Below are 8835 nucleotides of genomic sequence, written 5' to 3'. Positions count from 1 at the left end.
TTCGGCCTTCGCGGCGTCCCCAAAAACACCAGTCGCACCCTCAAGCAGCTGGTCCCGCCACTGTTTGATCTGGTTCGGGTGAACGTCGAAATCCTGTGCCAGCTCGATCAGCGTCTTCTCGCCCTTGATCGCGGCCACGGCCACTTTCGCCTTGAATGCCGGGCTGTGATTCCGGCGCGGTCGTTTTGTCATCATCATCTCCTCGCTTGCAGCATCATGCTGCTGTTGCGCGGAAAATCCACTTATCCCAGTTGTTCAAATTTGCGCAGCCACCTCTCTTTTCGCGTTCTGAGGATCTCGGGGATCCTATTGCTTTTGCATGCCGAGCGAGCGAATTCTTAATCCCCGGTGCCAGTTGGTCTTTGCGGGGATACACAGCTGAGCGCCTCGTGATGGATCAACTGATCGCAGACGGCCACGATGTCAGCCTCGCCGAGGCAAGTAATACCCCAGGACTCGATCTTCTCGTTGATGGTCGGCCGGTTCAGGTGAAGTGTGGCACCGCACTTTCCAACTTGACCGAACACTTCGAAAAATATCCAGATATTCCAGTTATAGCCAATGCCGCGCTCGCCGAGAAAGCAGCCCAAAGCGACGCACCGTGGGCACATCTTGTGACCACGGTGCCTGGGTTCGAAATTGCAACTCTGGAAGGACAGATTGCCGAAACGCTCGGCCACGCAGCAGATCTTGCCGACCCTGATATTTTGCAGTTTGCGCTCTCGATCGGTGTCCTGCGGGGGGGGGCTGGAAGTCATGCAGGGGCGGGTCCCGATTTCGGACCTGCCTGCCTGGCTCCTTCTCGACGGTGCCTCCCGAGGAGCGTTGGCCCTTGTTGGCGGCAAGGCCGGCGCTTGGATCGGTCTAATCGCCATCGGGCCGGCTGGAGCACTCATTCTGGGTCCTGCAATAGGCAGTGCAGCCCTTTTGGGAAACAGCACTTTGAAAGGTGCAGTTCAGAAGCATCTGATGACAACATGGTTGCAGGACCTTCTACGCGCTGCTCAGGACCTTCATCTTAGCCTGCTTGCGACACTTGAACGTCGCATCATCAGAATCGAAGAGCGGACCAGAATTTTTTCTGGTCGAAAACAGCGCTCAGAGTTGGACGCATGGATAGCGTCACGTTCTCAAGACGATCTGATCGCCGCGCTGGAAGATCGGTACTCGTTGGAAGCCGCGCATCTCAAGTCAGAATCTGATGCAATCGGCTTACTGTTTGCCGCAAAAGACATTGTGCCTGCGGACGCAGAAGTACTCGGTTGCGTCAAGGTCTTGGAGGATCTGCTGGCCCAAAAGCCCGGCTTGAGGGCCGTCTTGATTAATGCTGGACGTCCAGCCTTGGATGCGCTCCGGTTCCGACTAAAAGGTAATTGATACAATTGACAAAACAAAGAACCTTCGTTGGTTAAGGGAGGTGGCCTGACCGAACATATGGGAAGACCAGCCAACCGCATAGATGTGCCGTTTCTTAAAACGCTGCGCTTTGATTTTCCTGCAAACTACCTTTGGTGGATATTGCAGCATCTGCGCCTCTAGGCTCAGGTCACCTTCGCTGCATTTATCTTGCCGGGACGCTCTAATGTCAAACCTCCCGCTTCACACGGGTGAGCTACTGCTTGGTCCGTTTTGACGCGGTTGAGTGCGGGCTTAACTACTAAGGCACTGGATTCGCACGCAGTTTGGGTTGTTTTGTTGACCTATTGTTGACCTGGAATTTGGACAGCAAAAAGCCCCGCGAAAGGCGGGGCGTAATGCATTGTAGTTATTGGCTTTTTTGGTTGCGGGAGTAGGATTTGAACCTACGACCTTCAGGTTATGAGCCGAAATTCAAGCGATTCCAGCAACTTAGCTATATCAACAACTTACCTACCAAACCTCTGAAATCACGCACTTTCCGTTCCGGCATCGCCCGACAATGCCCCGCTTTCACCGTCACCAGCCGCGCCAAAACGGCGTACGCGGGTTGAGGTGGCGTTGATGTGGCGGCAGCGATTACAAATAATTCCTCACCACATATCTTGATTGATCTGCTTAATCGTTACTGTCCAAATCCGCATCTCCAAACGTAATTAAAATTGACGGCGCCTCAGCTAACGCAACTAGTTTAACACCATTTAGTGGTCGAACAGTTACACGATTTGCTGGGTCGAATATGAGTCGCACTTCGTCTGGGTAATCCTCTTCTAGGCCACTAACGAGAGCGAGAATGAAGTCATTGCCACGCTGTTTGGCGCGATCGTATTCTGCATTTGACATCTCAATAGAAGATTGTGGGGATCGACCTGTTGCCTTCATCTCGACGAAGGTTTTCCAATCGATAACGCCATCCGCACCCACTCCTCGTCGGTTGCGAAAATCAATCAACGCCTCGTCAGCAGAAGTCTCAAGCGCTTGGACGAGCAACTCCCAACCACGTTGTTCGAGGTCAGCTATTGTATACGATGTCGGGCCAGCTTTTAAAGTTGAACTAATTGGCTTCTTTGAGGGAGCTTGATCGTGTAGCTTTGGCTTAGCAGGAACCACAGATGGCTTAGGCGGGTTGCCTGGGACAATTGTGGCACCCAAGATGGCCCCAACCTGCTCTTTAAGAGATCGCGGCTTTGCCAATTGTCCCCGTCCTCCTGGCTGGCTAACAGGTGTTTTCTTCTTCGGCAGAGAATTTATCTTCGCAGCCCGATCATGCATTGCTTCTTCATGCTCTTCGTCTGAGGCAAGGTGAATGACCGCAGCCGCGCGCTCTTGGCTTTCCTGCCACGCGACAACCCACTCAGCCTCAATTCTGCGACGCGATACAACAGGAAATAACGAGGCAATCGCGTGTCCGCAGTATTCCCGTTTCGCTAGCGCCTCTTCCCACACATGGAGCTCGCTAGGAACATCCGCTGTGACTAGGGCCTGCAGCTCAATCGCAACCGGTCCTGCTATAATGTTTTCGTCCTCTGCACGGACGGCTATCGGGCCAGGATATACAAAAAGTCTTATATCTCGAAGCTCTTGCCATCCGATTGACATCCGCTGCCTCGTTCCCGGGTCATTGACAGCAAGCTCGTTCGATAAATGATCAACAGCTCGCACAAAGCGTTGTCGCACAGCTTCACCATGCATTTCAGCAGGCTCACGGCTGTCAACAACCCTGAGCGTCGGCTCGCTGGGGGTAACACCAAGTAGCGAAACAAGGGTCGGCAGTTCTCGCATATCGCAGGGAGGGGTCCAAAACATGCGCTTTGGTAAGGCTTTTGAGAGTTGTCCACGAAGTTCACTATCTTCAACAAGAACGATTGGCCGTTCACTGTGCCAAGTGTCTCCACAGTATAAAGGCAGTGCCTTTAGACGGTCTTTGTGCCGTCTTTCTGCTTTTTCTAGTAACGGCTCTATGTAACGAAAAACATCAATCCAGACAGAGATTACATCGACGCTATAAAGGCTACCTGCGAGGCCTTTCAAGTATTGCAGGCAGTCGTCAAGCGACGGCTCTCTGACGCCAACCGCAGCCCAAAGCGCTGGAAGTGCTGGGCCCCCAGGTACAAATTTCGAACGATCATGGAAGATATCTTGGCCTCGCAAGAGGTCTGTCGGACGTCTCCAGACATCACCTCCGGCATAGATGAGCCCTCGCCCTTCTGAAAACCGGGCTTTCATTTCCTGAGCAGTAAGATCGCCAATTTTTGTATTCCAAGCCACAACCTTCGGAACTTGCTTGGCAATATTCCGATAGATCAGCATAACCTGTGCAGATTGGACCAGATCGGTGCCATCTCGAATGTCTTGAATGGTCGCAATCAAATCACTAACGCGGACTGTTGTTATTAGACCGAGCGACGCGGCAAAATCAGCACTGAAGTCACCGCCACTTACGTCAATCACAAAGTCTGAGTTACCATAAAGTGACTGCGTTTCTGTGGTCTTAATCACAGCCTGTCCTGGGATAGACAGTTCTCCCTTGCCCACTGCAATCCAAGGCGTCTCGCGAAGGTTTAAGAGCCAGTCGGCTGTTACTGACGCTTTTGGGTAGGTATACACTCGTGCAACATGCTGCGATCCAACCATCTGTCTGTCTGCGTACAGGCGGTCCCAAGCCTTAGCCAATGCCTTAAAGAGCGCAGGACTCCGAATCCGTAGTTCCTTCTTGGATGCCTTTTTATATGAAGAAAGCACACGTTCCAAATCTCGGCTTACGTAGTCGTTTCCAACTTGTTCCGCCCCAACGGCACGTAAATCACGCATACGCGTAGCGCCCCCTCCTCGAACAAGGCCAACCTCTTCGAGACGCGGCGCTACTTCTGCGCCAAGCAACATCAAAAACTTTCTTGGGCCTCTAGAAATTGTTCCATCAGCCCGCTTTCGAGCATATCGTGTCGCGCCAGACTTTAGCTGATCACTATACCTTGCCTGAATCCATTTGATCCCCGGTAATGTAGCAGCCGCCGTGGGCCAAAGAGGCGAATCCGAATCCAACGTTTTGCAAAGATAGGCTTCCCGAGGCGAGACCTTTTGCCGTTGCACTTTCCCATCTTTGTAGACAAATCCGTCTAGCAGAAGTGAAGAACCGACTTCGCGGCCAAGCTCCTCGCAGCGGCCATCACTCAGTTCATCAAAACGATTTCGGAGCTCACGAAGATCTGAGTCTTCAATCTCTAGCTTATTTTTTCCGAAATGCTCTGCAAATGCTGAAATTTCCGTCTCAGCGTTAGATTTTGATTCAAATGCTGCCTCTTCATTTAACCAACTGACCGCAATAACGGCATCGTCATTGCCGCTATCTGAATAGTTTGGATGCAGTCGATCAAGAAGCTTCCACCTAGCGGCAAAGGGCGAAACAACTCCGCCCAAGATCAGTGGTTTAGCGGTCGTGCCAATCCGATAACTGGGAAGCGCTCGCAGGTCATTTGATAGCCAAATCGGAACGCCAAAAATCTCATCATCACTATGACTTTCAACAAGAATGCGATCTGCGGACACCCACCATTCGGGTGCTTTCTCGATGAAAAGACGTTTGCCAAAACCGGCCAACAGTTCAGCAGTTCCAATACGAAGGCTTACACCAATTTGACCCAACGCCGATCGCCAGCGTGATCCCGTTCCCCGCAAAGTTAAAGGAAGTGCGTCCATACCTTCTGATAGAAGTTTTATGTCAGAGGCGCTGAGCAAGCTAGTCAGTTCGTCGCTTTCGTAGGCAATGCGATCCAACGGAACAGGATCGCCACTTAGTTGAATAACGCCCTGCTTACCTAGCACCTGCCGTGTTGCTTCGAATGAAGCGTCGAAAGTTCTGCGCAGCCAGCGATCAGCCTCCGTCCCGATGTGCTCACTTTTCAGAGGGACAAGGTACCACGCTTTGACAGGGTCTTTCAGTAGAGCATGGTATGCAATCTCTGCTAGTACATCACCGCAGCGCGCAATTAGCCATCCGTTCCAAGGATTCTCAATAAGCGCCTCGCGTGCTGTGCTTGGGTCAAACTGGGCATCAATTGAAAAAGGTAGTTCAACCGGAATTCGCGTCTTAAAGCCAATATAAAGGTGCCCCTCTAGCGCATGAGTTGGCGCGGCTATAGATATGTACGTAGTGTTGCTCCGGGCCTTGTGCGCAGGATGAAGCTCCTCTGGAACCTGCAGTTGCGCCCTCCAGACTGTCCATTCACATTGCGCACCCTTAACCACTCGATTTTCCAGTTTTAGAGACTTCTCAAATGCTGGCGTTGGTTCAACACTTTTCCACGGCTCAAAGACTAGCGACCGCTCATTGAGCGTTTCCCCCGACAGGTCACACCACACGAAGCGCGACACAGAGCCAAGAAAAACGAGGCCATGATCATCCCAAGTTTCAAACCAAGCCTGAAGGTCGGACTCTTCGAAGTCGTCTTTGAGCTCTAGAACAAACAACGTGTCGCCCGCGGGATCATAAAACCCTGGCAATGCTGCCTCAGCTCCAACTACCCGCAGCGTAAGTTGATCACCCGAGAAATGATACGGCCGTGAGTGAATAGAAAGATCATGAGCAATACGTTTTAGTGTCTTTAAACCGATGCCAAATCGTCCTCGTTGGTCAGTTCTATTCGTTTTTGTAGTCAGAAACGGCAGTGCCATTCCAAGCACGTGCTGGCACGCAACCGGATGTCCATTATGAACGATTAACAGCTCTTTCCCAAAAGATCCGTCACGAAGTGCGAACCGCACTTCTGTTGCCCGCAAGTCGTCCGCGTTCTGAATAACCTCAATTAAACCTTGGAATTGCTCGACATTCAAATCTTCAGCTGCTGCCGCAGCCCCACGCATGACTTTCTTAACCGCACCTGGAGACGATGACAGTGCTTGGGCAAGGCCTTCAATTACGGCGGTAGCAAATTCGGGCGTTCTGGGATCAACAATATCATCCAGATCGTCTGTATCGTCCCAAATAGACTTGGCTGCTCGTTTGCCGTTGTCCATATCTCTTACTGCAGTCGGCTCGACCGGTAATGTCACAAGGTCATTCGCCACCCGTTCACTCATAGAAGTCTCCAAATTTGCAAGTCTAATCATAATGAGCTTATTCGCATGGCAGGTCTAGGCTGGCGTATCGACAGCGGCATGACCGCCACCCTGCGCCACCCCGCCACCCTTCGTGGCATGCTTCGCTTGCTAACGGCGCGAATCTACGCGTCATGGGATGACGACTGGAGGGTGAGTTGCATGGTCAACCGATTGCGTTTGAATGAAAAATCCGTCCGCGACGCCGAACCGGCACAGCGGCGGGACTATCAGATTTTTGACACCGATGTGCGCGGGTTTGCCGTCTGCATCTATCGCTCGGGCAACCGGGCCTTCACGATCGATTATCGCCACGCCGGGCGTCAGCGTCGGATGACCATCGGGCGCTGGCCGGAATGGTCGACCACATCAGCGCGCGAACGGGCAAAAGAACTGCGCCGCGAAATCGACGCCGGGGCCGACCCGCTTGGGCAGAAGGAAACCGGCCGTGATGCGCCGCGCGTGAAAGATATGATCGAGCGGTACACCGAGGTGCATCTGCCGCACCTCGCGCCCACCAATGCCTCCGATCAAAAATCGATGCTGGCCAAGCTGGTGGTGCCCGAATGGGGCAATCGGCTGGTGACAGAGATCACGCCTTACGATGTGGAAAAGCTGCTGAACAAGGTGGCCTCGGGGCGGGCTCGGCCCTCGAAGACGAAGCCGAACAACCGGGCGCGGAAGCTACAGGGGGCAAAACTGACCCCGGTGCGCGCCAACCGAACCGGCGAGGTGCTTCGCAAGATGTTCACCTATGCCGTCAGCTGGGGTTGGCGCGACGATAACCCAGCCTCAGGCTTTCGCCGTCGGATCGAAAACCCCCGCGAACGTTTTCTTTGCCATGAAGAAATCCACAAGCTGGCCGAGGCGCTTGATGCGGCCGAGGATCGCCGCGCGGCAGACATCATCCGGATGTGCATGCTCACCGGTGCGCGCGTCGGCGAGGTCCGACAAGCGCGGTTTGAACATTTCAACCTTGAGCATCTGAGCTGGTCCAAGCCCGCCAGTATGACCAAGCAGCGCAAGGTTCATCGTCTGCCAATTTCCGATGAGGCAGCGGCAATCGTGCGCCAGCGCCAGCTGCTGGTGCCGCGCGGCTGCGTCCTGCTGTTTCCCGGCGATGTACCGGGCCAGCCGGTCAAGGAAATCCGCCGCTTCTGGGCCAGCATCCAGAAGCAGGTCGATATCCCCGACGTTCGGATTCATGACCTGCGCCATACCTTTGCGTCCCTGCTGGTCAGCGGCGGCGCATCACTGGAGATGATCGGCAAGCTCTTGGGTCACAGCCAGATGCAAACGACTCAGCGGTATGCCCATTTGATGGACTCGCCGCTGCGTGCGGGTGTGGATGCCGTGGCCAGCGCCTTCCGGCCTCGGCCAAAGCTGGTGCATGACGCCGACGAGGCGCAGAAGTCGGCTTGACCCTCCGCGCATGGCCGTACTGAAGGTCAGCACGATTCCCGCAGCGCTTTCCAGATCGGGGTGAGCCTGCGCCGAATCGTGCGTTCATCCGGCACTTCCCCGCTCTCGGACTTTTCCACGAACCATTGCTGTACTTCTCCGACCCACTCGGCCTGCGTTTCTGGCACGCCGTGTTCATGAACGCGACGAATGAGCGAGATATACATCCCGTCCCAGTCATAGCGTGCGGTCGACCCGATGTGCGATGCCGGGCGGCGCAGCAGATCGCAATCTGTCTCGAACCGGTGGACGTCTTCGGCCATGATCAGTAGGTCCGCCAGCGTGACCTTGATCCCGGCGGGATGTTCGGTCAGCAAGACCCATTCTGCTTGGTTTAACGGCCGCACCCGCCACAGGCGGCTGGTGGTCGGGCCCGTGCCGCAGCGATGGAACATCTCCAGGATATCTGTGACCAACACAGCGCCAAATCCTGAAAGTGGCTGCAAGCCATTGGGAATGGACCGGATGGCCGTTACGATGTCAAAACGCCCAACCGACGCCCAGCCTGCGATATCGGCAAGGGTGCAATCCCAGCGGGCTGCAGCTTCATGCAATGTAAAATAGACGCGGGGTGGCAATGCCATGCCTCAACTCCTTTTCTTGTTTTTATGAAACAGGCCCGCGCGCCGCTCTCCTGATGGAGGCGGCCTGAAACCTGGCAGTCCTAAAATGAAGATCAGCCGCGCGCGAAAACCGCGTCGGCGAGGGGCTGGGGAAAGATCAAAGGCAGTTGAATATAGATTTCGGCCATTCTTGCTCCCCCTTTCGATTCTTGCCTCACGCGACTCGCTTAAGGGTAGAAAAGCCGGAACAAAGATAGAACGCAATCAATCTCTGTTCTTCACGTTCAGTTTACGCACTGCG

General features: G+C 54.0%; 6 protein-coding genes. 2 read left to right on the top strand and 4 right to left on the bottom strand.

Translation table 11 applies throughout. The features are described 5' to 3' along the window. Positions 1–192: transposase (locus tag H147_RS0115715; protein WP_026352602.1), on the bottom strand; the 192-nt coding region annotated here is incomplete at its 3' end. A gap of 146 nt (positions 193–338) precedes the next feature. Beyond that, entirely contained in the window at positions 339–758 is a 420-nt protein-coding gene (locus H147_RS21070) for a hypothetical protein (RefSeq protein WP_019956347.1), read from the bottom strand. Between the two features lie 67 nt (positions 759–825). Here H147_RS21070 and H147_RS0115705 point away from each other — a divergent pair, with 67 nt between their 5' ends. Then, the gene (locus H147_RS0115705; RefSeq protein ID WP_162561697.1) at positions 826–1377 is read left to right on the top strand and encodes a hypothetical protein; all 552 of its coding nucleotides are present in this window, start codon (positions 826–828) and stop codon (positions 1375–1377) included. 657 nt (positions 1378–2034) lie between these two features. Here the strand turns inward: H147_RS0115705 and H147_RS20835 are convergent. Continuing rightward, positions 2035–6492: a sacsin N-terminal ATP-binding-like domain-containing protein gene (locus H147_RS20835; RefSeq protein ID WP_162561696.1), complete on the bottom strand. Its 4458-nt coding sequence runs from the start codon at positions 6490–6492 to the stop codon at positions 2035–2037. 180 nt (positions 6493–6672) lie between these two features. Here H147_RS20835 and H147_RS0115700 point away from each other — a divergent pair, with 180 nt between their 5' ends. Further along, positions 6673–7932 (top strand): tyrosine-type recombinase/integrase, encoded by a 1260-nt coding sequence (locus H147_RS0115700; protein ID WP_019956345.1) that lies wholly within the window; start codon positions 6673–6675, stop codon positions 7930–7932. 26 nt (positions 7933–7958) lie between these two features. On the opposite strand, the gene H147_RS0115695 is transcribed toward H147_RS0115700, so the two are convergent. Then, positions 7959–8555, bottom strand: a complete 597-nt coding sequence (locus H147_RS0115695) for a hypothetical protein (RefSeq protein WP_019956344.1) — start codon at positions 8553–8555, stop codon at positions 7959–7961. Between the last annotated feature and the right edge of the window lie 280 nt (positions 8556–8835).

The organism is Yoonia vestfoldensis DSM 16212, from assembly GCF_000382265.1.
Classification (GTDB): domain Bacteria; phylum Pseudomonadota; class Alphaproteobacteria; order Rhodobacterales; family Rhodobacteraceae; genus Yoonia; species Yoonia vestfoldensis.
This window is presented reverse-complemented; position numbering and strand designations above follow the sequence as displayed.